Genomic DNA, 24,392 nt, shown 5'->3' with positions numbered 1-24,392 from the left:
CAATGAAACATATAAATAAGGTGGTATTGTCTGTTGTTCTCGGCGCTTCGGCTCTGACGGCATGTACAGACAATTTCGAGAAATACAACTCCGACCCATACGCTATATATAAGGCCGACCCGTCAGTACTGCTGCCGGCAATGATTGAACCGGTGATGTATGTACAGCAGAACAACTCGCAGATGATTGACCAGATGGTGGGTGCACTCGGTGGATACATGACATGTTCAAACCGTTGGGGCGGACAGAATTTCGACACATACAATGCGTCGGATGGATGGAATGCTATTCCGTTCAATACCACATACGAAAACCTCGTGAACATCTTTGACGTAGAGAAGACTACAAACAAGGCAGGTCACTACTATGCTATGGCTTTGCTGCTCAAGGCTTCAGCCCTGATGCGTGTAGCCGACTGCTATGGTGGTATTCCGTACAGCTCGGTGGCCAATAACTCTTTCCGCACTGGCTACGATACACCAGAGGAAACATACAAGAACATTATTGCAGATCTACGTCAGTCTGCTACGATACTCTATCAGTACTCAGTGGCTTATCCTGCCAGCCGTCCGCTTGGTAACGCTGATCCTATTTATCAAGGAGATTATGCGATGTGGGCACGTCTTGCAAACTCGCTTGCTCTGCGCGCTGCTATTCGTACAGACGACCGCCAGGCTGCTGAGGAAGTATGCGAGAGCCCTGCCGGACTGATTGAAAACAACAGCCAGAATGCTCTTGTGGATCCAGGTGTTCAGGGCAACCCTTATCAGCTGGCTTCAGCAAGCTGGGGCGACTTGCGTATAAGCTCATCTATCGTCGACTATATGCAGGGTTACAACGATCCGCGTATGGAGTCTTACTTCACCAAGTCATCTTTTGACGCAACACGCTACATTGGTATGCGTAGCGGTGAGGCAGGATTTGACAAGGCTTTGGTGAGCGGCTACTCACAAATTAATGCTACTGCATCGACAAAGATGCCGGTGTGTCTGGCTGCGGAAGTTTGTTTCCTGCGTGCAGAGGGTGCGCTGAAGGGATGGAACATGGGCGGATCAGCTCAGGAATTTTACGAGCGTGGCATACGTTTGTCGATGGAGCAGTATGGAGTAGATGCTACGACAATAGAGGCGTATATAGTTGACGACACGCATACCCCCGAAGGTCATGCAAACGATCCGCGCGGTTCAAAATACAATTACAACCGACAGACTAAGGTGAAGGTTAAGTGGGATGCAGACAACAGCCAGCAGAATCTGGAGCGTATCATCACACAGAAGTGGATTGCCAACTTCCCACTTGGACTGGAGGCTTGGGCTGAATATCGTCGCACGGGATATCCGGAACTTGCACCAGCTATCAGCAACATGAACCAGTCAGTAATCACTGATATGCAGCGTGGAATGCGTCGTCTGCGTTACCCGTACACAGAGCGCGACCTTAACCGCGAGAACTACGACAAGGCTGTACAGCAGCTGGGTGGTCCGGACAATGAGGCTACCGATTTGTTTTGGGCAAAAAAGAAGTAAAAACCTAACAACGTAATCAAATTATGAGAAAGATATTCTACTGCCTCACAGCCGCTCTCGCTATGGCTTTCGCCTCTTGCAGCGACTGGACTGAACCCGAGGCCAAACAAATGACACGCTATAACAACACCGAAATAGCGAAGACAGAGACTTATTATAAGGCTCTGCGTGACTGGAAGAAGACCAAACACTCTATCACCTTCGGATGGTATGGAGGATGGAGCGACCCTGCAGCTTCAACTGCCAACATGCTCTCGGGTATTCCCGACTCGATGGACGTTGTATCATTGTGGGACGGAGCTACCAACCTGTCGGAAGGTAAGCGTAAGGACCTTGAATTTGTACAGAAGGTGAAGGGCACAAAGATTGTGATGTGTAGCTTCACAAAATGGGTGGGCGACGGTGTTACTCCTGCTGAGTATAATGAGTCGACCGAAAAGCGCCACGAGTTCTGGGGCTGGAAAGACGGCGATCAGGAGTCTAAGGAGGCTGCCGTACGCAAGTATGCACAGGCATTCCTCGACACAATTGCCAAGTACAACTACGACGGCTTTGACATCGACTACGAGCCTCACTATGGCTATGGTGGCGAGTTGGCAAGCAGCCAAGATTTGATGAAGGTATTTATCCTTGAATTGGCTAAGGAACTTGGCCCGATGTCGCCAAATCCGGAGAAACTTCTTATTGTGGATGGTGAACCTGAGTTCTTGCACACCGAGTTGGGCCCATACTTGAGCTACTTCGTAATTCAGGCATATCATGAGTCGGAATCGGGACTCGACGGTCGTTTGAATAAGGGTATCAACAAGTTTAAGTCTGTGCTCGACGAGGAGACTATTACTAACCGCTACGTCATGACTGAGAACCTTGAGAGTGCTATGGACTGCTTGGCTGGAGGCTATACATTCAGAAAGCGCGATGGCAGAGCTGCTTCATATAAGTCGCTTGAGGGTTTTGCACGTTGGCAGCCTCTCAATGGCTATCTTAAGGGTGGTTGCGGAGGCTATCATTTCGACGGTGAGGCTGCAAACACTCCAGCTTACAAGTGGATGCGCAACGCTATTCAGGTGATGAATCCCGCCGTTATCAAATAATATGACCTAATACAAAAAAGAGATGAAAAAGATATTATTGACATTAATAGCCACCGTGGCCACGCTCACTGCGTGTAACGATGCCGATTATAAGATAATCGAAAACGGTGCATATATAAATGAAAGCCTTTCGGCTAAGAGCGCAAAGGTGATTATCACAGACGAGGGTGGTTCTACAGAAATAACACCATGTCTGTCAAGTGCCGCGCCTAAGGACTGTAAGTTCCGACTTGAGGTAGACGAGAAGGTGCTGGAAGAGTATAACGAGAAGCAGAGTACGGGTTTTGTGACTTTGCCTGAAGGACAGTATGAGATACCTAACGAGATAATCATCAAGAAGGGCGAATATACAGCCGACCCAGTGAAGATAAACATCAAGCCTCTCACAGAGGATATGATTGGCGAGATATTCGCTTTGCCGTTGCGTCTTGTTAGCGAGGACGGTGCAGTGCCGGCTATGCCGCAGACCAGTGCTTTTGTTATCACTACTGAGGCTATCACAACTTCAACTTTGCCACAGTTCTATGGTGCTCCAATGTTGAGATCTGAAATGCCTAAGGGACCTGAAACTTATAGTGAGTATACTATTGAGGTGAAGTTCCAGGTTGAGAACATGTACAACCGCGACCGTGCGGTATTTGTAAACCGTGGCGACAACTTCAACTTTGTATTGCTGCGTTTTGAGGACCCACAGAGAGACAATAACGACCATAAGGCACACTCGCTTGTGCAGATTGTAGGACGCAACCGTCTGTATATGAATCCGTCGTTCTCGTTTGTACCTAACAAGTGGCAGCATCTGGCACTGACATGCGACGGATCGCAGTACAAGCTCTATATCAATGGCGCATTTGCTGGTGTGAAGGACATCCCTGCAGGACCTACTACATTCCAGATGTTCGAATGGTTTACAAGAGGCGATGAGTCAAGTAGCTTCTGGGGCAGCTGTAAGATTCTGATGGCTGAGGCACGTGTATGGTCGGTATGCCGTACTGAGGCTCAGATACAGAACAATATGGCTACAGTGAGTGCAAAGTCGAAGGGACTTGAGGCTTATTGGCGCATGAATGACGGTACGGGCAATACATTTGCTGATTGTACTGGTAAGGGACATACACTGACAAGTGAGTACAGCTATACTCCGAAATGGGTTGAGGGTGTGAAGTCTACCGACGAAAGCACTCCATGGCAGTAATGAACATTAGATTCAACATTAAAAGAAACAAGTTATGTTTAAACACATAAAGAATTATATACCCGTGGCAGCTGCATTGCTGTCACTGGGTATGTTCACCGCATGTAGCGACGACGACAACGTAGAGCAGGACGAGTGGACAGCCACATATGTATATCTGCAGCGTACCGACTTCCTTGAGTCGGACAGCAAGGAGTTCTCTTTGGTGCATACTCCGCTCGAACTGTCGGGCAATGTTGATATGGAATTCTCTGCAAAGATACAGAAGACTTCCAATCATGATATCAGTGTGGAGGTAGGCGTTGAGGGTAGCGACAATCTGCCGTCTACAAGCTATAAATTTATTGACCGCGAAGGCAATCAGCTCGCTTCGAACATGCTGACTATCAAAGCAGGACAGACTTCTTCGGACACTATCCGTATGGTGCTTGACGACCTGTCGCCTCTGGCTGGCATTGAAGGAAAATTAACGGAGAAAGGATGTATCAAGATAGACAAAGTCATAACGGATACACCAAACACTCTAGTGGCAACCAATCCGAAAATGAAGCAGCTCGACTTTAGTGTAGTCAAGGACAAGAAGCGTTATGTAATAATGGGCAATGTGCCGACTGGCAGCGTTCAGGTGCCACTGACTGCTGAGGCTCTGACTGTGAGCGGAGCAAAATGGTATACTGATCCGAAGAGCTTGGTAGACGGTAAATCAGACTCGTATGTAATGTTCTATGGCGACAACGAGAAGGGTATACAGATTGACCTTGGCGAGGAGAGAACCGTTACTGCAATACAAACTGATTATATGTATTCAGGCTATAACAGCAGCAACGTAACAGTGATGTGTGCTGATGGCGATGAGTGGAATGAAATTGGTACTCTTGATGTAACTGGAACAACGCAGATTATCAACCTGCTTGGTAAGCCCAAGTCGCGCTATCTGTATCTCAGACTGAACAAATGGTTCAGCGCTTGGGGTTACATCTATATGACTCAATTACGTGTATATGCCGAATAATAAAAAAGCAAGGTATATACAGAACTAGGACTATGACAAAGGTTTATAGTTAGATAAGATTGTAAATTTTTTTGGGCGTATCCGGGCAGTGATGTCGGGATACGCTTTTTGTTTATCTGGCATATTAGCATCCAGTAAAAGCGTCGTATCATGCCATGATACGATCGTTTCAAGGCATGATACGGTCGTTTCATGGCATGATACGACTGTTTCAAGACACGCAACACTGCTTTATATCACGTCCATGATATTAGTGTTACGATTGTAAAGGGACACGTAACTTTATTGGCATACGGCTTCTGCTTCCTGCACTTGTTCGGGATTGAAGTGGCGGTCGCCGGTTATTGTAATGCGACGCATGTATTGGGCGGTAAAACGACAATAAGCCTGTTCGTCCATTTCGCCGCTACATATATACTCCATACCATTAATATATATATGCTCGCCACGTTGGCAACCACGCAACGTGACACGCACAAAGCCGTAGAAACCGGGTGAGAAGTCGTAGGTGATGGAACGGTCGGTGCGGTCGAAGAAGCGCGGACTGAGTATCTGGCGCACACGTACGGCATCGTCGCTCAATACATTATATAATATGTAGTTATAGCCATATAAGCTTTCGGCAGTTGTCCCGTAGTCTTTATTTACGCTGTAACGGCTTGTTTCTGTTGCTGTGACCGGTTGCCACATTGGCGTGATTATATCTCTGTGGAATGGAAATGATGCAGACTGGAGGCTCTTGTCTGTTAGTTCGCCATCGGTTGTTAGGCGCGTTGAGGCTGCGCAGTATGTCCATCCGTCAACATCGCACGAAGCAAACGGAATATTGTTGCTGTATTTCCCGAAGAAACATACTGAGAGTTTTGGCGCACGCATAGTGGCTGTGGGAGCAAGAAGCAGGGCTATAGTATTGGAGTCGGTACGAAGAAATCGTGTCACATCGAATGTAAAGGACACGGTAGGATGGTCTGTATCGACGTGGCGGGGCATATAAAGTGCTGTAGACACGTTGCGACTGTTGACATAAAGAATGAAGCGTGAGTCGGATGCAACGCACACAGAGGCGTGTTTTGGAGGATTACGGGCAATGAATGTGCGACGAAACCATACACACGACGAGTCTGTAGATGATGGCGATGTCATCCACTCTGTGCCGAACTGCTGTGCATGGGCAGCTGTAAGAGATAACAGAAGAAGAATGAATGTATGGAGTAGGCGCATGGAGTGGGGGGAGTTGAGAGTTGAAAATTGAGAGTTGAGAGTTGAAGTTGAGAGTTGAAAGAAAAATGAGAGTTGAAAATTGAGAGTTGAGAGTTATGATTACTGACGATAAACGTCAAATATTAATGCATTACAGTCAATGCATATCATAACTTTCAACTTTCAATTTTCAACTCTCAACTTATACAAACACTACGCGTCGATATTGGCGTAGGTAGCGTGTTCTTCGATAAATTTACGACGTGGCTCTACATCGTCGCCCATAAGCATAGAGAATATCTCGTCGGCTTCGGCTGCATTTTCGATGGTAACCTGCTTGAGCAGTCGTGTCTGTGGGTCCATTGTTGTCTCCCAAAGCTGCTCGGGGTTCATCTCACCAAGACCTTTATAGCGCTGTGTGTGAACCGACTTGCCGTCCTCAACACCACCGGCATACTTGTCGAGGAATGCCTGGCGCTGCTGCTCGGTGTAGCAATACTCCTTCACCTTGTTCTTGTAGGTGCAGAGATAGAGCGGCGGGTTGGCGATGTAGAGGTGCCCCTCCTGTATAACCTTAGGCATGAAACGATAAAAGAGTGTCATAATGAGCGTGTCGATGTGCGAACCATCGACGTCGGCATCGGTCATGATGATAATCTTGTCGTATCGCAGCTTGTCGATGTTGGCTTCCTTGTCCTCCTCGCCGTCAACGCCGAAGCGTACGCCGATGCTCTGGATGATGTTCATAACCGACTCCGACTCGAACACCTTGTGCCACATTACCTTCTCGACATTGAGAATCTTACCGCGCAGAGGCAGGATGGCTTGAGTGTAGCGGTCGCGTCCCTGCTTGGCAGAACCGCCGGCCGAGTCACCCTCGACGAGGAATATCTCGCACTTCTTGGGGTCGCGGTTGGAGCAGTCGGCAAGTTTGCCAGGGAGTCCACCGCCAGTCATTGGGTTCTTGCGCTGCACACTCTCGCGTGCCTTGCGTGCTGCGATACGTGCTGTGGCTGCAAGAATCACCTTGTCGCATATCATCTTGGCCTCCTTGGGGTTCTCCTCAAGATAGTTGGCCAAAGCCTCGCCTACGGCCTGCTGTACGGCTCCTGCCACTTCGCTGTTGCCGAGCTTGGTCTTGGTCTGGCCCTCAAACTGTGGCTCGGCTACCTTGATGGCGATTACGGCTGTGAGTCCTTCGCGGAAGTCCTCGCCTGCGATCTCTATCTTTGCCTTCTCAATCTGCTTTGCAATGGCTGGGTCGGCATCGGCGTATGCCTTGAGTGTACGTGTCAGCGCAGTACGGAAACCGGTGAGGTGTGTACCGCCCTCGATGGTGTTGATGTTGTTGACGTATGAGTGGATGTTCTCCGAATAGTCGGTGTTGTACATCACTGCCACTTCGATAGGTATGCCCTGCTTCTCGGTCTTCAGATAGATGACGTCGTCGAAGAGGTGGGTGCGGTGACGGTCGACGTAGCGAACGAATTCCTTGAGTCCGTCCTTGGCGTGGAATACTTCCTCGCGTGTCTTGCCCTCTTCGTTGGGGCGCATGTCGCGCAACGTAATCTTGATGCCTGCATTGAGGAACGCAAGCTCACGCATACGGCGTGCTATGATGTCCCACTGGTAGTGGGTAGTGGTAAATATAGTCGGATCGGGCCAGAACTGCTGACGTGTACCGCGGAGTTCGGTCTCGCCTACTACCTTGACGGGGTAGAGTGGCTTGCCCTTCTCGTATTCCTGCTGGTAGATTTTACCGTTGCGGAACACCTGCGACTTCATATGTGTAGAGAGCGCATTAACGCAACTTACACCTACACCGTGCAAACCGCCGCTAACTTTGTATGAGCCTTTGTCGAACTTGCCTCCGGCGTGGAGCACAGTCATAACGACCTCAAGGGCTGATTTGTGCAGCTTCTCGTGCATGTCGACGGGGATACCGCGACCGTTGTCTTGAACTGTGATTGATTCGTCTTCGTTGATTGTAACCTCAATGTGGGTGCAGTAGCCAGCCATGGCTTCGTCGATAGAGTTGTCGACGGTTTCGTTGACAAGATGGTGAAGACCTTTCTCACTGATGTCTCCGATATACATTGCCGGACGCTTGCGTACGGCTTCAAGTCCTTCAAGAACCTGAATGTTACTGGCCGAGTAATTGCTCTCGGTGTTCTGTATTTCTGCCATTTTGATTTTTCTATGTTTAGATTACAAAAGTACTAAAATTATGCGAGTTAGGGAAATTTTGAGTATTAAAAAACGTCTAAAAAGGAACGTTGAATGGGCAGCGTAGGTAGGTGAATGAACAAAAAAAGAGGTCATAATCCGAAAGGATCATGACCTCAGTATGGGTTGCCAACAAACTACTTAGGCGAGCTTGCTGATATGCAGACACAAGCTTGACTTCAAGTTTGCAGCCTTGTTCTTGTGGATAATGTTAGTCTTTGCCAACTTGTCCAGCATTTTCTGAACGGTAGGATAGAGCTTGACAGCTTCTTCCTTGTCCGTCATAGCACGAAGCTTACGAACAGCGTTACGCATTGTCTTGGCGTAGTATCTGTTGTGCAAAGCCTTAGCCTTGTCCTGACGGATTCTCTTAAGTGATGATTTGTGGTTTGCCATCTTGTTATGTTTCTTCTTTTTTATTTTTATTGTAGTCCCTAGGAGAGTCGAACTCCTCTTTAGAGAATGAAAATCTCTCGTCCTAACCGATAGACGAAGGGACCAAAGTGCTTTATTTTTGCGGATGCAAAGGTACGACTTTATTTTAATACGGACAAATTTTCCTTGGTTTTTTTTATTAAAACGGCTCTTTTTTCAGTAATTTTGCCATTAAATTACTAAAAGTAGAGGAAAATGCATGTAAAAACCAAGGCTATCGTACTTAACTCGTTGAAATACGGCGAGTCACAGATTATCGTCGACCTGCTCACAGAAGACGTGGGGCGTGTGTCTTTTATGCAGCGTATTCCAAGGTCGTCCCGGTCGGGTATCAGCAAGCAATTGTTTCAGCCGCTTACTATTCTTGACGTGGAATTCGACTATAGACAAAGCCAGAAGTTGCAGCGATTGAAGAATGCTTCAATTATATGGCCCTTTAGTTCTATTCCGTTTGATGCTCATAAACTCGGCATAGCTCTGTTTATGGCAGAGTTTGTTACTTATGCTACTCGTTCGGAGCAGCAGAATCGTGAACTGTTTTTGTTTGTGGAGAATAGTGTGATGTGGCTTGACACCTGTGTGAGTGGTTTTGCTAACTTCCATATTGTCTTCATGTTGCACATGACGCGGTTTGTGGGTTTCTTCCCTAATACCGATGACCAACAGGATTGCCCTTACTTCGACTTGCGTGGCGGATGCTTCATGCCGTATGCTCCGGCACATGGTGACTTTCTTAAGCCCGATGAGGCGGGGATGATTCAGCTTCTTATGCGACTCAACTATACAACAATGCGGCTGCTATCGCTGACTCGCAGCGAACGCAACCGCATTGTGGATGTTATACTTTATTATTATAGGCTACACCTGCCCGACTTTCCTGATATGAAGTCGCTGCCAGTGCTGAAAGAGCTGTTCTGCTGATTAGATACTGACGGTGTAGAATGTGTCATTCTATTGCAGATGTGTCGCCTTGAAGTTGCCCTGTTAGGCGAATGATATTATACCATTCACGTTGTTGTCTTCTTCCTTGGGCTTGGTAGACTCGCTTTCGTCGACAATACGGCGGCGCAGTTCCCTGACCATTTGCTGTGTACGCTTATAAGTAGGTGTGTTCTCAACGGCGAGTATTACTTCCTCGTTGTCGAGGTCTTCGGGACGGAAGATAAACACTTGCGGACGGCGCTTGGTGAGTACTTGATTCTTGTCTTCAGGATAGTACTTGCCACGGCGTACTGCCAAATCGTCAGCGTGTTCCTGCTCGCGGGCCTGACGGTCGAGGTCGTCCTGTGTCTGCTTCTTGATATGGATGTTCATTCCGTCGACGTTCTCGATGCCGAAACCGGTAGCGAGAATTGTCACCTTGACCTTCTTGCCAAGGTCGGGGTCTAGTCCAATACCCCACTTTATCTCGAAATCGGAACCGAAACGCTCCATGAAGTCGTTCACCTCGTTCATTTCTTCCATCATCAAGCCGTTGTTGCCATTGTCGCTAGTACTACTGTCTTTGCAGAAGTTGATGCTGAGAAGAATCTTCTTGGCGTTGAACACGTCGTTGTCGTTGAGCAACGGTGAGTTGAGCGCATCTTCAATGGCTTGCTTCACACGGCTCTCGCCTTCGCCATAGCCTGTAGACATAATGGCTACGCCACCATCCTTCAATACGGTCTTGACATCGTTGAAGTCAAGGTTGATGAGTCCGTGGTTGGTGATGATTTCGGCGATTGATTTGGCCGCAACGCTAAGGGTGTCGTCGGCTTTGCCGAATGCGTCAAGTACGGTAAGTTCGGGGTATATCTCGCGCAGACGCTCGTTATTGATAACGAGCAATGCATCGACGTGCTTTGCCATTTCCTCGACACCGTCAAGAGCCTGGTCTATTTTACGCTTGCCTTCAAAACGGAAAGGAATAGTGACGATACCTACTGTGAGGATGCCCAATTCCTTGCTGACACGGGCAATGACTGGAGCAGCACCTGTACCTGTTCCTCCACCCATACCTGCTGTGATGAATGTCATCTTGGTGCCGTCGCTCAGCATCTGCTTGATTGAGTCGAGGCTCTCCTCGGCTGCCTGACGCGCCTTGGCTGGCTTGTTGCCGGCTCCAAGTCCTTCAGTACCGAGCTGTAAGAGTACAGGTACGGGCGAATCGTTGAGCGCCTGGTTGTCTGTGTTGCAGAGCACAAACGACACGTCGTGTATGCCCTCACGATACATATGGTTGACGGCATTGCCGCCACCGCCGCCTACACCTATCACCTTGATGATAGTGTTTTTTGTCTCTTTGTCTGGTGTACAGAAGTCCACCATCGGATTGATATTGTTGTCTGGCATATGTGTTATCAGTTTTTTAAGTTTTAATCATTAGAACCTGGTTCTGGCTCAACAAGCGAACGTCCGAACTGCTTGAGTGATCCGAAGATTCGATGCATGACAGACTTCTCCTTCTTCTCGGCAGCTAGTCTCTCTTCTTCAGCTTCCTTCTCTTTGCGTTTGCGTTCTTCCTCGGCTGCTTCCTTTTCCTTGCGTATGCGTTCTTCCTCAGCTGCCTTTTCTTGTTCGGCTGCAATCTGAGCGGCTGTAGTTGCTGCTTGAGGGGCTTGTGCAAGCTGTTCGTCATTGAACAGTGAATTGTTAAAGGCATTGCCTGCGCAATTCATGTCGCCTTTGGCCATCAGACTCAGTATTGTGTTCATAGTACCGTTGTTGGCAATGGTGGGTTTTGAGTCCTTGGTGTTTATGTTGAGGTTTACAGATTTGGCTATGCGTATCTTTTCGATATTGATGGCTTTACGGAAAGCCTTGTCTATATTGCGCATATTAGAGCCACCTCCAGTTAGCACAATGCCACCGAGTAGCTTGTCCATGTATTCTGACGGAATGAGATTGCGGACATTCTCGATAATCTCGAGCATACGCGCTTCTACTACTTCGATAAACTTACGGCTGCTAACCGAACGGCTTCCATCAATCGACCATACCATATTGGGGTCAATGTCTTGGATTTCGGTGTATGCCGAACCGTATTTGCGTTTCATTGTCTCTGCCTCTACTTCGTCCATCTGCAACGATTCCAGATCCTTTGTAATATTGTTGTTGCCAAGAGGAATTACGGCAATGTTGCGCAACTTGTCGCGATAGTATATAGATACGGTTGTCGTTTCTGCACCAAGATCGACAAGTACACAGCCTGCTCGCTTTTCGGCTTCAGTAAGAACGTATTCGCCCATTACCACCGGTGCAAGATAAGTTTCAGCTATGGCAATTCCTGCATTGTCGAAACTCTTGTTGAGGCTACGATAGAACGAGCGGCGCCACAGTATGTTGAGGAAGTTGCCCTCAAGACGTATGGCCTGGATACCTACAGGGTCGTTCTGATATTGTGAATCAACCTTGTATTCCTCGGTTATCGCATCCTGTATCTCGTAGTCGGGATAAGTCATATTGCGGTTGGCGTCCATAAGCTCGTTGACCATATCTTGCGATACTATTGCATCGAGCGGAAGGTCTTTGATTATGACATTCTTGACACTGCGTATGCTTTGTCCACCTATTCCTACGTATACCTGTGTTATGTCTGATTGTAGTGTATTCTTGAGTTTTGAGATAATGTTGCTCAATCCTTGTGCGGTCTTGTCGATGTTGTAGACAACACCTTTGCGTATGTACGAGGTGGAGTCTTCTGAAGCAACAGCAAGAACAGTAATGCTGCCATCGGGATTTTTTCTCCCTGCAATGCCGGTCATCTTAGATGAACCGAGCTCAATAGCTACTATAAAATCCTTTGCCATACGTTATTTATATTATTACAATTAATTACTTGACTTTTTCTTTTTGTTTTCGGTCGCTTTTCCCGTCTTTGAGACAGTAGGTTTGTTTTTGACCTTTGTTTTTGTAGTCTGTGGGGCAACCTTTACTTTTGAAGCCTGCTTGCCAGTCTTTTTCTTTTCTGTAGAATTATCGGTCTTTTTGCCAGCTTTCTCTGTTTTTGCTGTCTTGTTAACCGATAAGTCGTTCTTTTTCGCATCGTTTTTTGCCTTGTTGTCGGCACTTGTAGCATTGTTGCTTTCTGTCGTTGACGTTCCGTCAGTTGCGGTTGTTGCTTCTGAAGGACTGTTGGGCGTAGCTGTTGTAGCGTTCTGTCCGTCAGTTTTAACAGATGTTGGCTCAGCTATATGTCTGGCTTGCTCTGCTTTGCCTTTACGGCAGATTATCTGGTTGTCAAATTCGATGTTGATATACGAATACTTGTTCCAGCCCACCTCAGAGAGTCCGTAGCGGTAGAATTTCTCAAGGCGTGTCATTTTGTGGTTGAAGAATTCTGCTATTGCTTTCTCTCGCTTCTTGCGGTCGATATTTTCTGGCAGTTTACCGATGAGTACTATATGGTTGCCTATTCTCGGTACTATCTCCACATTTTGGTCGGGCAGGATGTTGATCTGTTCTACCAAATTTTTCCACAGGTCGTTCTGCATTATGGTCTTGCCCAATGGTGACAGGTATGTTGTTGCATATCGTCTGCTTATGCTTCCAGTGGCGATGATGAGATCGCTTGTATAGTTACTACGTGGCATGATACAATCGTTGTCGTCGACATAGTAGTCGTCGCCGTTGTCGGCTTTTATGCGTATGACGGGCATACGCTGTGTGACAGATATGTATACTGTTCCACCTTCGGTTTTGTAGCACTCGGCGGTTTTGACAAATGGACTCGTTCGCAACATATCCTCTATGGCTCGTGCATTTACAGTATTCAAGCGCTTGCCTATAGGATAGACTCCGGCTTTCTGTAATCGATTTTTTATCACCTTAGTGTCAATGAAGCCACTTGTTGCATCGTCAGCAATCTCGATGTTCACCTTGGAGCACATTGTCTTTGATTCGTTTTTTCGGTCGAACGACGTAAAAACGAAGACGAGATATATGGCAAGTAGTATATCACTTGCTATATACAGCCTTTTACTCCATGATGATTTCACTTGTATATAAAAGTTGCTTTGTCTGTATTGTGTTTTTGTTTACTCTTTGACGCTTTTACGCCTTAGCTTCATCGCGTGCCTCGATTATCTTGGCAATCTGAGGTACATAGTTGTCAAGGTCGCCTGCTCCGAGAATGACGAGTACGTCAAAGTCACGGCTTTTAACGAGGTCGAGCACTTCGTCCTTGCGTATGATGCTTTTCTCAACACCTGGCTTGAGGTTGTCGTATATCAGTTGTGATGTTACACCTTCGATGGGAAGCTCACGTGCAGGATAAATTTCGGTGAGTATGACCTCATCGAGTTGGCTCAGTGCATCGGCGAAGTCGCGATAGAAATCGCGAGTACGCGTATAAAGATGTGGCTGGAAGATTGCTGTAATCTTGCGGTTCTTGTACAACTGGCGTATACTCTTGGAGCTCTGGTATATCTCCTTCGGGTGGTGGGCATAATCAGAGAGCAGGACGTGGCGGCCGTTCTTGATTTTGAAATCAAAGCGACGGTCAACGCCATGGTATGTCTTCATGCCATACTTCAGTTCTTCAGCTGTGCATCCGTTGAGCTGTGCCATAGCCATAGCAGCCACTCCGTTCTCGATATTGATAGGAACAGGCTGGCCGAGTTCCACATTTTTCACGTTCTCGATAGGCGATACGAAGTCGAACTTTATCTCGCCATTGTCGATTACGATGTTTTCGGCATGGAAATCACCCTCATTGAGGCTGTATTCGTACACCTTTACACCTGGCTGCACGTCCTGCTTCATCTCCAGATTCTTGTGTATGATGAGTGCGCCACCTGGCTGTATGAGTGTGGTATAGTGGCGGAAACTCTCAAGATATGCTTCCTTTGTTCCGTATATGTCGAGATGGTCGGGGTCGGTTGCTGTGATTACGCTCATCCAAGGGCGCAGCCAATGGAATGAGCGGTCGAACTCGTCTGCCTCTATTACTACATAGTCACTTTGGTCTGAAAGTATGTAGTTGGTGCTATAGTTTTTGGATATGCCTCCAAGAAATGCGTTACAGTCAAGATGGCTTTGGTGCATAATGTGTGCACACATTGTAGAGGTTGATGTCTTGCCGTGTGTTCCTGCTACGCAGAGTCCCTTATGGGTACGTGTGAGTGTTCCGAGCACTTGGGCACGTTTCTCAATAGTGAAGCCTCCGTCACGGAAATAAGCCAATTCCTTGTGTTCGGCAGGAATGGCAGGTGTATACACTACGAGACACGACTTGTTGTCGCGGCAAGCATGTGGTATTTCGTCGACGTTTTCTTTGTAGTGTATGAGCATGCCTTCGCGCTCCAGCTGGTGTGTGAGCTTTGACGGAGTCTTGTCGTAGCCTGCCACAACAAGGCCTTTGCGTATGAAATAACGTGCTATGGCACTCATGCCAATGCCTCCTGCTCCTACGAAATATACGGCTTTTATATCTTTGATTTCCATTTGTCTTGTTTTATTTTCCTGCAAGTTTCAGAACTTCGTCGGCTATTACGTCGGCTGAGTTTGGCTTGCCTAGTTTCTTTATGTTCTCGGAGAGCTGTGCCAGTTGTTCGTCGTCGGTTACCGTGTCTACTGCCAACTGTAACAGTGATTCCGCTGCGTCTGCGTCTCTGACGAGCAGAGCTGCGTTGCGATTTACAAGTGCCATAGCGTTCTTTGTCTGGTGGTCTTCAGCCACATTGGGTGACGGCACGAGTATCACGGGCTTGCCGATGAGGCAGAATTCGCTTATTGAGCTTGCTCCTGCACGGCTTATTACAAGGTCAGCAGCCTTGTATGCTGCTCCCATATCGCTGATGAAGTCCATCACTTTGAGCATGGGCAGCGGTCGGTGGTCTTTCAGACGTTCGGCAACGGCAGCGCTATAGAACTTTCCGGTTTGCCAAATGAATTGTACGCCACTTTTCTCTACAAGGTCGAGATGTGACATCACACTCTCATTGACAGTACGTGCTCCAAGGCTTCCGCCCACAAGCAGTATCGTTTTCTTTTCGGGGTCAAGTCCGAAACTGCTTACCGCTTCATCATGTGTCATTGTTGTCTCGATGAGCGACTGTCTTACTGGATTGCCTGTGTTGATTATTCTGTCAGCTGGAAAGAAGCGTTCCATACCTTCGTAAGCCACGCATATCTTGGCTGCATTGCCAGCAAGGTGCTTGTTGGTGACTCCAGCGTAGGAGTTCTGTTCTTGAATGAGTGTTGGTATGCCCATATGGCTTGCTGCGTCGAGTGTAGCGGCGCTGGCGTATCCGCCTACTCCAACAACTACGTTGGGCGCGAAATCGCGGATTATTTTCTTGACGAGGCGTTTGGCCTTTAAGAAATCGAGAGCCACTCCTATGTTCGATAACGACCACAGCGGTCTCTTAAAACCACGTACGGGCAGTCCGATAATCTCGTATCCGGCTGCAGGCACACGCTGCATCTCCATTCTACCGAGCGCTCCGACAAAAAGTATCTTTGCATCGGGACGTTTCGTCTTTATTGCGTTGGCTATAGACACGGCTGGGAAGATATGTCCGCCGGTACCGCCTCCGCTAACGATGACTCTTAATTCTTTTTCCATCTGTAATGTGTTTCTTTCAAATCACAAAATTAATCATTTTTTCTGACAAAGCCGATTATTGTGCTTTTTTTATTGTATTGTATCAGTTTTATCTTCTTCTTGTCCGTCTGTGACGTTGACAATCTCCATCTTTCTGCGTGCCGAGCGACTGATGCTCAGTATTACACCTATGTAGATACAGTTGATGATGGTTGATGTTCCACCTTTACTTATTAGAGGTAGTGGCTGGCCGGTTACAGGAGCCAGACCTACTGCCACACACATATTGAATAGTGCCTGTGTAACGAGCAGCAAAGCCAGTCCCATGGCGAGTAGAGCGGGGAAGTTGTTCTCGCATTTGCTTGCTATTCTACCCGTGCGGAACAGCAGTATGATATACAACATTGCAACGAACAGTGCGCCTTCAACTCCCATCTCCTCTATGATGATGGCATAGATGAAGTCGGAGTAGGCCTGGGGTATGAAGTTGCACTCTTCTGAGTTGCCTGGACCCTTGCCGACGATGTTTGATGAGGCTATAGCTATGTTTGCGTGTGCTACCTGGGCATCCTTGTCAAGGTCGACTTCCTTAGGCGTAATCTGTTTGTGGCTCATGAATTTGTCTATGCGCGCCTTCCATGTGTCGAAACGGTGGAATATTTTTTCCACCGCCGACTTGTCCTTGGCTTCCTCGGTTGATGCTACCTGCTCTGTGAGTTGCTTACCAACTTGTTGCTGTGTATTGTCGTTGCCAAATGTCATTATCATGCCCACAAGTAGCGCTACCGACAAGAGTACAATTCCCATCAGTTTGCCCAACTGTCGTATCGGCACACGCCCGATGAGCATCATCATAAAGATGACGATACACAGGAGCATAGCCGTTGAAAGATTTTCGAGCATAATGAGTGGCACAATCAGACCGCACACGCTGAGTATAAATCCGAAAGCCTTCGGGTCGGCTCCGTTATCGGTTTGCATAACGCTTAGTATCTGTGCAGTTGCCAGAATCAGTGAGCCTTTCGCCAACTCTGAAGGCTGAAACTGAATGCCGAAAATCGGTATCCATCGTTGTGCTCCGTTGGTGGATGCTCCTATGAAGTAAACCACGATAAGCAACAGGAACGACAATGCCAGCAACGGTGTTATCAGTCCTTTGAAGTAGCGGCAGTTGATGTTGAGCGTAACAATCGTAAAGCCGATGCCAACGAAGAGTAGACCGATGTGCTTGATCATAGGCGTTACATAATCACCGGCTTTATATGTAAGCTGTGCTGATGCCGAATAAACCTCGATGACACTGACGATACATAGGAAGAAGAAAACCATCCATATCACCTTGTCACCTTTGAATATGTTGCCTAATGTCTTGTTCATAATATTGTTATTACAGACTTCTTACTAATGTCTTGAACTGTTCGCCGCGGTCCTCCATATTCTTGAAGAGGTCGAAGCTGGCGCAGCATGGGCTGAGCAGTACGGTGTCACCGGGCTGTGCCAGTTCGTAGCAAGCCTCGACACAGTCCTTCATTGAGTGAGTGTCGCGTATGGTTATGCCCATCTCGCCGAAGAAATCGTGCAGTTTGGTGTTGTCGGCACCGAGGAATACGAGTGCACGGCACTTCTTCTGTACGAGTTCCTTGATTTCGTTATAGTCGTTGCCCTTGTCCTTGCCTCCTATAATGAGCACAGTAGGAGTATTCATACTTTCCAGTGCATACCAGCAGGCATCGACATTAGTGGCCTTTGAGTCGTTGATATATTGTACTCCTCCGACCTTGCACACCTTCTCCAAACGGTGTTCAACACCAGGGAAGTCACCGAGACTTTGTCTGATAACGTCCTTCTTGATACCGCTGATATTGCTGGCAATACCTGCGGCAAGCGAGTTGTACACGTTATGTTTGCCGGTAAGCGACAGCTCCTCCTGCTCCATATTGAAAGGTGTAGGCTTCTCGATGGTATATGTTCCGTCTTCGATATAGCCTATAGAGCCTTTCTCCTTAAGTTCGGAGAAGGGGTATTGTATAGCCTTGATGTCGTACTTTTCGAGTTCTTTCTTGATTACAGGGTCGTCGTTCCAGTATATGAACGAGTCGTCTGGTGTCTGATTTTGTATGATACGCATCTTGGCATCTACATAGTTCTGCATGCAGAAGGCGTAGCGGTCGAGATGGTCGGGGGTGATGTTGAGCAGGATGGCGATATTTGCGTGGAAGTCGTACATATTGTCGAGCTGGAACGAACTGAGCTCGATGATGTAGTATTCGTGCGGATCCTCAGCCACCTGCAGAGCAAGTGAGCGTCCGATATTGCCTGCCAGTCCGGCATCATATCCTGCCATCTTGAAGATATGGTAGATAAGTGACGTGGTTGTAGTCTTGCCGTTCGAACCGGTTATGCATATCATCTTTGAGTCGGTGTAGCGTCCTGCAAACTCAATCTCGCTGATGATGTGTATGCCCTTTTCGATGGCCTTCTTCACCATAGGTGCCTCTTTTGGTATGCCGGGGCTTTTGATAATCTCGTCGGCCGAGAGAATCTTTTCCTCGGTATGTTGCTTTTCCTCCCAGTCGATGGCGTGGTCGTCAAGCAGTTTCTTGTATTTATCCTTTATAGCCGACATGTCGCTCACGAACACGTCGAAACCTTCCTTCTTGGCCAATACTGCGGCGCCGGCACCACTTTCGCCAGCACCAAGAATTACTATTCTTTTCATCTGAATCGACTTATCTTATTTTTAATGTTATGATTGTCAGAGCTGCGAGTATGATTGTTGTAATCCAGAATCGGATAGTTATCTTCGACTCGTGTATAGCTCCCTTTGGTCTTGTTATGAGATAGTGGCACTCAGGATCGAGCTGCGACTGCTGTGTGCGGAAGTTGTCGTGTATTGGTGTGCGCTTGAATATGCGCTGCTTCACGCCACGTCGTTTGCCGAGCTTGTAGTAGTACACCTGCAGTATCACGCTGAGGCTCTCCACGAAGAATATGCCGCACAGTATGGGCAGCATCAGTTCTTTGTGTATTATGATGGCAGTTACGGCTATGATGCCTCCAATTGTAAGCGAACCGGTGTCGCCCATAAATACCTGCGCCGGATAGGCGTTGTACCACAGGAATCCGATAAGTGCGCCTACAAATGCGCATAGGAACACCACAAGCTCTTGCGAGTCGGGTATGTACATGATATTGAGGTAGCTGGCGTATTCCATGTGCGAACTTACGTATGCCAATATGCCCAACGCCACGCCAATGACGGCAGAGTTGCCGGCGCACATGCCGTCCATACCGTCGTTAAGATTGGCGCCATTGCTCACAGCCGTCACTACGATAATGGTCATGATGACAAACAGTATCCATCCTGCAGCCACGCGATGTTCGCCGAAAACGCTTGTTATGCGCGAGTAGTCGAGGTTGTGGCCTTTGACAAATGGTATAGTGGTCTTCAGCGACTTGCGTGCCTCAGCCCTGTGTCTCACCACGAGTTCATGCCCTTGTTTCTCGTATGCCAGGTTCTCGTTCATCTTCACATCAGGCGAAGCCCACAGTACGAGTCCAACGATGAGTCCGATGCCAACCTGACCTACAATCTTGTAACGGCCCTTGAGTCCTTCCTTGTTGTGGCGGAATATCTTGATGAAGTCGTCCATACCGCCAAGGAATCCCAGCCATACGGTTGTTACAATCATCAGAAGCAGATATATGTTGCGCAGACGTCCGAGCAACAGTACCGGGACGAGTATCGAGACAATGATTATGATGCCACCCATTGACGGAACACCGATTTTCTTCACTCCGAACGGGTCGATTGAGGCATCGCGTTGCGTCTCTGTGATTTGCTTTTTCTTAAGAAACTTGATGAATTTCTCGCCGAACCATGCCGATATTACAAGCGACAGGATGAGTGCCAGCAACGAACGGAAAGATATATATCCCCACATATGGGCACCGCTGATGCCATATTCCTCGAGAAATCTGAAAAGATAGTATAACATTTTATGAATTTTGAGTTTTGAATTTTGAGTTTTGAATTATTGCGATGGTGCTTCAATAATTCAAAAACACTCTCTCACTACCTCATGGTCATCGAAGTGGTGTTTCACACCCTGTACGTCCTGATAGTCCTCATGACCCTTACCGGCAATGAGCACTACGTCGCCCTTTTCAGCCATCATACAGGCTGTGCGGATGGCTTCGCGACGGTCTACGATGCTTATAACCTTCTTCATCTGCTGCTTGTCAAGCCCTGCCAGCATATCGTTGATGATGGCCTGAGGGTCTTCAAAGCGAGGATTGTCGCTGGTTATGATTACTCGGTCGCTCTGCTTCACTGCTTCCTGTGCCATTAGTGGGCGCTTGCCCTTGTCGCGGTTGCCGCCGGCACCGCATACGGTGATGACATGCCCCTTGCCGTCGAGCACTTCATGGATGGCGTTGAGCACGTTCTCCAGTGCGTCGGGAGTGTGTGCATAGTCTACTACGGCTGTATATCCCTCGGGCGATTGTATCGGGTCCAGACGGCCGTTTACGCTATGCAGAGTGCTCATCACCACGAGCACGTCCTCAGGATTCTTTCCGAGCATGACTGCTGTGCCGTATACGGCGAGCAGGTTGCTCACATTAAACTTGCCTATGAACTGTACGCCCACCTCGTGGCCGTCCATTTCGAGATACATTCCTTCAAAGTGGCACTCGATGATGCGTGCTTTGAAGTCGGCTACTGAGCGTGTAGAGTATGTCTTGACTGTGGCTTTGGTGTTCTGAACCATCACCATACCGTTCTTGTCATCGGCGTTGGTTATGGCGAAGGCCGACTTTGGCAGACCGTCGAAGAATGCCTTCTTGGCGTTGCGATAGTTCTCGAAAGTCTTGTGATAGTCGAGATGGTCGCGTGTGAGGTTGGTGAATATGGCACCTGCGAAGGTCAGACCGCCGATGCGCTTCTGGGCTATGGCATGTGACGAACACTCCATAAAGGCATACTCGCAACCGGCTTTTACCATACGGTCGAGCAGTTCGTTGAGAGCGATAGGGTCGGGTGTGGTGTGGTCGGCAGGCACAGCCTCGTCTACGATATAATTGCACACGGTCGAGAGGAGTCCGCACTTGTGACCCATCTTTGTGAACATATTATATAATAAGGTGGCGATAGTAGTCTTTCCGTTAGTTCCGGTCACGCCGACGAGTTTCAGTTTGGTCGACGGGTTGCCGTGGAATGTGGTGGCAACCTTGCCTACAACATCCTCGGTCGATGCCACCTGAACGTATGTCACGCCTTCTGTTTTCTCTGCAGGCATATCCTCGCAGAGCACAGCCTTGGCGCCCAGCTCAATAGCTTTCGGTATGAACTTGTGTCCGTCTACCTGCGTGCCCTTCATAGCTACGAAGATATGGCCTTCCTTTATGCGGCGCGAATCTATGTTCACTCCGGTTATTTCCACCTCGTCGCTGCCGATAATGTCGACGACGGGGATTTCCTTGAGCAGTTCCTTGAGTTTCATATTTCTGTTTTTTTATTTAATATGCGAGTTAACGGGTTAAGCATGATTACGACAACTTGATGACGCAAGTCATGTTCTTCTTTATCTTTTCTCCGGCGCCGATGCTCTGTTCGGTCACTTTGCCACGTCCTACAACCTTCACCTTCACGCCTCGGCTCTCTATGAGATATACGGCGTCGCGTGCTCCCATGCCATGCACGTCGGGCATCAATGTGCTGTCGCCTAAAGGATCGCGTTGCAGCGACAGTGTATGTCCCGATTCGCTGGCGCGTCCCCATATCGGGTTGCCGTCGGCATAAGAGCCGTCCCAGTCGGTGCGGGTCTTGAATCCGAGGTGCGACAGTACATAGTCGGCAGCCAATATGTTGCCGTTCTTCACGTCGGGCATCATTATCGACAGCGAGTCGCGGGCATCGGCAGCTTCAAGTTTCAAGCTTTGTGCCATAATGCCTTCGGCTATATCGTGGAATACTACGCCACTCATGCCGCCGCCCGAAGCCGGCAGACCCGACTTCTGCAAGCATACTATGCAGCTGTATCGGGGCTCGTAGGCAGGGAAGAATCCTGCAAACGAGAGCAGATAGTTCATCTGTCCGCTCTTGTATCCGGCTGCACCCTTCGAGATCTGTGCCGTACCAGTCTTTCCTGCAACAAGGAATGATGGCGAGCCGGCTTTCTTGCCGAGGCCCACGCTCACCACTTGTTCGAGTATGCGTGTTATCTTCTTAATTGTTGTCTCCTTGGCAATATGCTCGCGCATCACTACCGGAGGGAATGTCATCACCGTCTCGCCGTCTTTGCGCACTTCCTTTACAAATCTCGGACGCATCATCTTGCCTCCGTTGGCAATGGCGTTGTAGAATGTCAGAGTGGATATAGGTGGCACCTGGGTCTCATATCCGATACTCATCCACGGCAATGTCGTCTTGCTCCAGTTGATATACTGCTTGCCACGTTTGTCTTTCTTGGGGAATCGTATTCTTGCAGGCGACGAGCCGGCCAATGGCAGGTGCAGGTCGTCGGCAAGTCCGAGCCGGTGTATGCCCTGAACAAACTTCTCCGGGCAGTTGTGGTAGTGGTCGTCGATGATACGGCTAACTCCGATGTTAGAGCTTACCCACAATGTCTTGGGCAGCGTCATCATGCCGTATCCGCCGCGTCGCCAGTTATGGTCCTTCATTTCGCGGCCGTACATGGGCCATACGCCGCATCCGGTGTCCACGGTGTATGTGGTGTCTACTACTCCGTCGTCTAGTGCAACCATTATTGATGCGGTCTTGAATACCGAACCAGGTTCCAGCAAGTCGCTCACGGCATGGTTCTGTATTTCCTGATACGTGCCGTCGGCACATTTTGTCAGGTTTACGATGGCTTTCACATCGCCCGTAGCCACTTCCATAACGATGGCTACACCCACGTTGCCGTCAATCTTGTACAGTTCCTTTAGCACAGCGCGTTCAGCCAAATCCTGCATCGAAACATCGATGGTGGTCACTATGTCGGCTCCGTTTTCGGGTGGAGTATCGGTCAGATACAGATATTTGTTGAGCACCTTGCGACGGTGGCGTATACCCTTGTCGCCTCGCAGCAGCGAGTCGTAGTGCTGCTCCAGTCCGCATTGTGCCGAGTCAATCTCGCCATACATCTTGCCTATAGTTCGCTGGGCGAGTGAGCCGTAAGCCAGTTTGCGCGCATTGAACTCTTCAACGTGGAATCCGCTGCGGTTCTTTCCGAGTCGGAATACCGGCAGTTTCTTCACTTCCGAGTAGGTGCTATAGTTGACGCGTCGCTTCCATATCGGCCAGTGTGCTTTGTTCTTTTCGTAGCCTTCCATGAGGTTCCGGTGAAACTCTTCGGTCGACTGGTCGGGGAATATCGAGTTAAGCCCCATGCAGATGGAGTCGAGTTTTGCCACGAACAGGGAGTCTTTGCCCGCCTCGCGCATAGCTCTGAAGTCGATATATAGCTTGTATTGCGGTAGCGACGATGCCATAAGCTGTCCGTCGCAGCTCAGTATGTTGCCTCTGACGGGTGGAGTTTCCAGGCTGTCTATCTTCACACGGTCGGCCACCTGCATCCAGAAGTCGCGCTTTGCAGTCATCGTATACACCATCTTCGCCATCACCATTGCAGCCAAAAAGCTCAGCAATATGGCGATGAAGCTGTATCGGGGCATCATTTTCTTGCTGTCAAACTTGCTCATCTCTCTTCTGTATTAGGCACGTTTATTATGTATGGCGGCTGTGTGGCTATGTGCAGCGTACTGTCGCTGCTGGCTCTCAGCTTTTCGAGCACCTTGCTCTCACGTGTCTGTTGAGTAAGGTCGCTGCTACTCGACAATGCTCTGTACTTGGCATCCTTAAGTTGCTCGGTCAGGTTGTCGATGAGTATCAGGTCCTGCTGACACTTGTATCGGTTGGATATATACACCACGATAAACAGCACTATAATCAGTATCAGCCATATCTGCTTGCGTATGATGTCGGCACTCAGAATGTCGCCACCGAGTATTTTGCGCAGTGTGATATTCTTGGTCAGCGGCATCTCGTCCTCAGTGGTCTGCTCGCGTATAATGGCTCTGAGCGATTGCGTGGTATCCTTCTCCTTGTCCTGTTCTATAGCTTCACCAGTATTGGTCTGCGTGTTGGTTTCATCCTTGTTCATAGTCGTTGTTT

The 24,392-nt window shown here is 48.5% G+C and carries 19 protein-coding genes and 1 tRNA gene; 5 read left to right on the top strand and 15 right to left on the bottom strand.

Annotated elements, in window-relative coordinates; all coding sequences use genetic code 11:
- Window positions 1-2: 2 nt before the first annotated feature.
- The 4 genes from I6E49_RS02195 to I6E49_RS02180 are packed head-to-tail and all read left to right on the top strand — an operon-like array spanning window position 3 to window position 4,827.
- Entirely contained in the window at window positions 3-1,526 is a 1,524-nt protein-coding gene (locus I6E49_RS02195) for a SusD/RagB family nutrient-binding outer membrane lipoprotein (RefSeq protein WP_235400186.1), read from the top strand.
- A gap of 23 nt (window positions 1,527-1,549) precedes the next feature.
- The gene (locus I6E49_RS02190) at window positions 1,550-2,620 is read left to right on the top strand and encodes a glycoside hydrolase family 18 (protein ID WP_235400185.1); all 1,071 of its coding nucleotides are present in this window, start codon (window positions 1,550-1,552) and stop codon (window positions 2,618-2,620) included.
- A 22-nt stretch (window positions 2,621-2,642) separates the two neighbouring features.
- On the top strand, window positions 2,643-3,815 hold the full coding sequence (locus I6E49_RS02185; protein WP_235400184.1) for a DUF1735 and LamG domain-containing protein: 1,173 nt from the start codon (window positions 2,643-2,645) through the stop codon (window positions 3,813-3,815).
- Between the two features lie 34 nt (window positions 3,816-3,849).
- Complete coding sequence (locus I6E49_RS02180; protein WP_235400183.1) at window positions 3,850-4,827, top strand: DUF4999 domain-containing protein; 978 nt, start codon at window positions 3,850-3,852, stop codon at window positions 4,825-4,827.
- A gap of 282 nt (window positions 4,828-5,109) precedes the next feature.
- Here the strand turns inward: I6E49_RS02180 and I6E49_RS02175 are convergent, their stop codons facing one another.
- From I6E49_RS02175 to I6E49_RS02160, 4 genes are all read right to left on the bottom strand, one after another.
- Window positions 5,110-6,048: a hypothetical protein gene (locus I6E49_RS02175; RefSeq protein WP_235400182.1), complete on the bottom strand. Its 939-nt coding sequence runs from the start codon at window positions 6,046-6,048 to the stop codon at window positions 5,110-5,112.
- 192 nt (window positions 6,049-6,240) lie between these two features.
- Window positions 6,241-8,214 carry a DNA topoisomerase (ATP-hydrolyzing) subunit B gene (gyrB, locus tag I6E49_RS02170; protein WP_235400181.1) on the bottom strand — a complete coding sequence of 658 codons (1,974 nt, stop codon included), beginning with the start codon at window positions 8,212-8,214 and terminating at the stop codon, window positions 6,241-6,243.
- A gap of 180 nt (window positions 8,215-8,394) precedes the next feature.
- Window positions 8,395-8,649, bottom strand: a complete 255-nt coding sequence (gene rpsT / locus I6E49_RS02165) for a 30S ribosomal protein S20 (protein WP_235392584.1) — start codon at window positions 8,647-8,649, stop codon at window positions 8,395-8,397.
- Between the two features lie 32 nt (window positions 8,650-8,681).
- Window positions 8,682-8,753, bottom strand: a tRNA-Glu gene (locus I6E49_RS02160).
- A 130-nt stretch (window positions 8,754-8,883) separates the two neighbouring features.
- On the opposite strand from I6E49_RS02160, the gene recO reads away from it, so the two are divergent.
- The gene (recO, locus tag I6E49_RS02155) at window positions 8,884-9,609 is read left to right on the top strand and encodes a DNA repair protein RecO (RefSeq protein WP_235400180.1); all 726 of its coding nucleotides are present in this window, start codon (window positions 8,884-8,886) and stop codon (window positions 9,607-9,609) included.
- Window positions 9,610-9,672: 63 nt separating this feature from the next.
- Here recO and ftsZ read toward each other — a convergent pair whose 3' ends face one another.
- The 11 genes from ftsZ to I6E49_RS02100 form a co-directional block, all read right to left on the bottom strand.
- Window positions 9,673-11,019 carry a cell division protein FtsZ gene (gene ftsZ, locus I6E49_RS02150; protein ID WP_235400179.1) on the bottom strand — a complete coding sequence of 449 codons (1,347 nt, stop codon included), beginning with the start codon at window positions 11,017-11,019 and terminating at the stop codon, window positions 9,673-9,675.
- 23 nt (window positions 11,020-11,042) lie between these two features.
- The gene (gene ftsA, locus I6E49_RS02145) at window positions 11,043-12,476 is read right to left on the bottom strand and encodes a cell division protein FtsA (RefSeq protein ID WP_235400178.1); all 1,434 of its coding nucleotides are present in this window, start codon (window positions 12,474-12,476) and stop codon (window positions 11,043-11,045) included.
- A gap of 21 nt (window positions 12,477-12,497) precedes the next feature.
- Window positions 12,498-13,556 carry a cell division protein FtsQ gene (locus tag I6E49_RS02140; protein ID WP_235400177.1) on the bottom strand — a complete coding sequence of 353 codons (1,059 nt, stop codon included), beginning with the start codon at window positions 13,554-13,556 and terminating at the stop codon, window positions 12,498-12,500.
- A 163-nt stretch (window positions 13,557-13,719) separates the two neighbouring features.
- Window positions 13,720-15,111 (bottom strand): UDP-N-acetylmuramate--L-alanine ligase, encoded by a 1,392-nt coding sequence (gene murC, locus I6E49_RS02135; RefSeq protein WP_235400176.1) that lies wholly within the window; start codon window positions 15,109-15,111, stop codon window positions 13,720-13,722.
- A 10-nt stretch (window positions 15,112-15,121) separates the two neighbouring features.
- On the bottom strand, window positions 15,122-16,234 hold the full coding sequence (murG, locus tag I6E49_RS02130) for an undecaprenyldiphospho-muramoylpentapeptide beta-N-acetylglucosaminyltransferase (protein WP_235400175.1): 1,113 nt from the start codon (window positions 16,232-16,234) through the stop codon (window positions 15,122-15,124).
- Between the two features lie 69 nt (window positions 16,235-16,303).
- The gene (locus I6E49_RS02125; RefSeq protein WP_235400194.1) at window positions 16,304-17,593 is read right to left on the bottom strand and encodes an FtsW/RodA/SpoVE family cell cycle protein; all 1,290 of its coding nucleotides are present in this window, start codon (window positions 17,591-17,593) and stop codon (window positions 16,304-16,306) included.
- A gap of 7 nt (window positions 17,594-17,600) precedes the next feature.
- Window positions 17,601-18,932 (bottom strand): UDP-N-acetylmuramoyl-L-alanine--D-glutamate ligase, encoded by a 1,332-nt coding sequence (gene murD / locus I6E49_RS02120; protein ID WP_235400174.1) that lies wholly within the window; start codon window positions 18,930-18,932, stop codon window positions 17,601-17,603.
- A gap of 10 nt (window positions 18,933-18,942) precedes the next feature.
- Complete coding sequence (mraY, locus tag I6E49_RS02115; RefSeq protein ID WP_235400173.1) at window positions 18,943-20,211, bottom strand: phospho-N-acetylmuramoyl-pentapeptide-transferase; 1,269 nt, start codon at window positions 20,209-20,211, stop codon at window positions 18,943-18,945.
- Window positions 20,212-20,271: 60 nt separating this feature from the next.
- Window positions 20,272-21,717 carry a UDP-N-acetylmuramoyl-L-alanyl-D-glutamate--2,6-diaminopimelate ligase gene (locus I6E49_RS02110; RefSeq protein WP_235400172.1) on the bottom strand — a complete coding sequence of 482 codons (1,446 nt, stop codon included), beginning with the start codon at window positions 21,715-21,717 and terminating at the stop codon, window positions 20,272-20,274.
- 46 nt (window positions 21,718-21,763) lie between these two features.
- On the bottom strand, window positions 21,764-23,920 hold the full coding sequence (locus tag I6E49_RS02105; protein WP_235400171.1) for a penicillin-binding protein: 2,157 nt from the start codon (window positions 23,918-23,920) through the stop codon (window positions 21,764-21,766).
- Window positions 23,917-24,381 carry an FtsL-like putative cell division protein gene (locus I6E49_RS02100; protein ID WP_235400170.1) on the bottom strand — a complete coding sequence of 155 codons (465 nt, stop codon included), beginning with the start codon at window positions 24,379-24,381 and terminating at the stop codon, window positions 23,917-23,919. Before I6E49_RS02100 ends, I6E49_RS02105 begins: the two co-directional genes overlap by 4 nt.
- Window positions 24,382-24,392: the final 11 nt, after the last annotated feature.

The sequence above is a fragment of the Leyella stercorea genome (genome assembly GCF_021531655.1).
The sequence above is the reverse complement of the archived record's forward strand: the minus strand, read 5'-3'. Positions and strand labels throughout refer to the sequence as shown.

Excerpts from the sequence above, each read along its gene's own strand:
- I6E49_RS02195 (WP_235400186.1), top strand. The coding sequence starts at position 3 with ATGAAACATATAAATAAGGTGGTATTGTCTGTTGTTCTCGGCGCTTCG.
- rpsT (WP_235392584.1), bottom strand. The coding sequence starts at position 8,649 with ATGGCAAACCACAAATCATCACTTAAGAGAATCCGTCAGGACAAGGCT.
- I6E49_RS02185 (WP_235400184.1), top strand. The coding sequence starts at position 2,643 with ATGAAAAAGATATTATTGACATTAATAGCCACCGTGGCCACGCTCACT.
- I6E49_RS02180 (WP_235400183.1), top strand. The coding sequence starts at position 3,850 with ATGTTTAAACACATAAAGAATTATATACCCGTGGCAGCTGCATTGCTG.
- I6E49_RS02175 (WP_235400182.1), bottom strand. The coding sequence starts at position 6,048 with ATGCGCCTACTCCATACATTCATTCTTCTTCTGTTATCTCTTACAGCT.
- murD (WP_235400174.1), bottom strand. The coding sequence starts at position 18,932 with ATGAAAAGAATAGTAATTCTTGGTGCTGGCGAAAGTGGTGCCGGCGCC.
- I6E49_RS02100 (WP_235400170.1), bottom strand. The coding sequence starts at position 24,381 with ATGAACAAGGATGAAACCAACACGCAGACCAATACTGGTGAAGCTATA.
- I6E49_RS02110 (WP_235400172.1), bottom strand. The coding sequence starts at position 21,717 with ATGAAACTCAAGGAACTGCTCAAGGAAATCCCCGTCGTCGACATTATC.
- ftsA (WP_235400178.1), bottom strand. The coding sequence starts at position 12,476 with ATGGCAAAGGATTTTATAGTAGCTATTGAGCTCGGTTCATCTAAGATG.
- murG (WP_235400175.1), bottom strand. The coding sequence starts at position 16,234 with ATGGAAAAAGAATTAAGAGTCATCGTTAGCGGAGGCGGTACCGGCGGA.
- I6E49_RS02140 (WP_235400177.1), bottom strand. The coding sequence starts at position 13,556 with ATGTGCTCCAAGGTGAACATCGAGATTGCTGACGATGCAACAAGTGGC.
- recO (WP_235400180.1), top strand. The coding sequence starts at position 8,884 with ATGCATGTAAAAACCAAGGCTATCGTACTTAACTCGTTGAAATACGGC.
- murC (WP_235400176.1), bottom strand. The coding sequence starts at position 15,111 with ATGGAAATCAAAGATATAAAAGCCGTATATTTCGTAGGAGCAGGAGGC.
- ftsZ (WP_235400179.1), bottom strand. The coding sequence starts at position 11,019 with ATGCCAGACAACAATATCAATCCGATGGTGGACTTCTGTACACCAGAC.
- I6E49_RS02105 (WP_235400171.1), bottom strand. The coding sequence starts at position 23,920 with ATGAGCAAGTTTGACAGCAAGAAAATGATGCCCCGATACAGCTTCATC.
- I6E49_RS02190 (WP_235400185.1), top strand. The coding sequence starts at position 1,550 with ATGAGAAAGATATTCTACTGCCTCACAGCCGCTCTCGCTATGGCTTTC.
- mraY (WP_235400173.1), bottom strand. The coding sequence starts at position 20,211 with ATGTTATACTATCTTTTCAGATTTCTCGAGGAATATGGCATCAGCGGT.
- gyrB (WP_235400181.1), bottom strand. The coding sequence starts at position 8,214 with ATGGCAGAAATACAGAACACCGAGAGCAATTACTCGGCCAGTAACATT.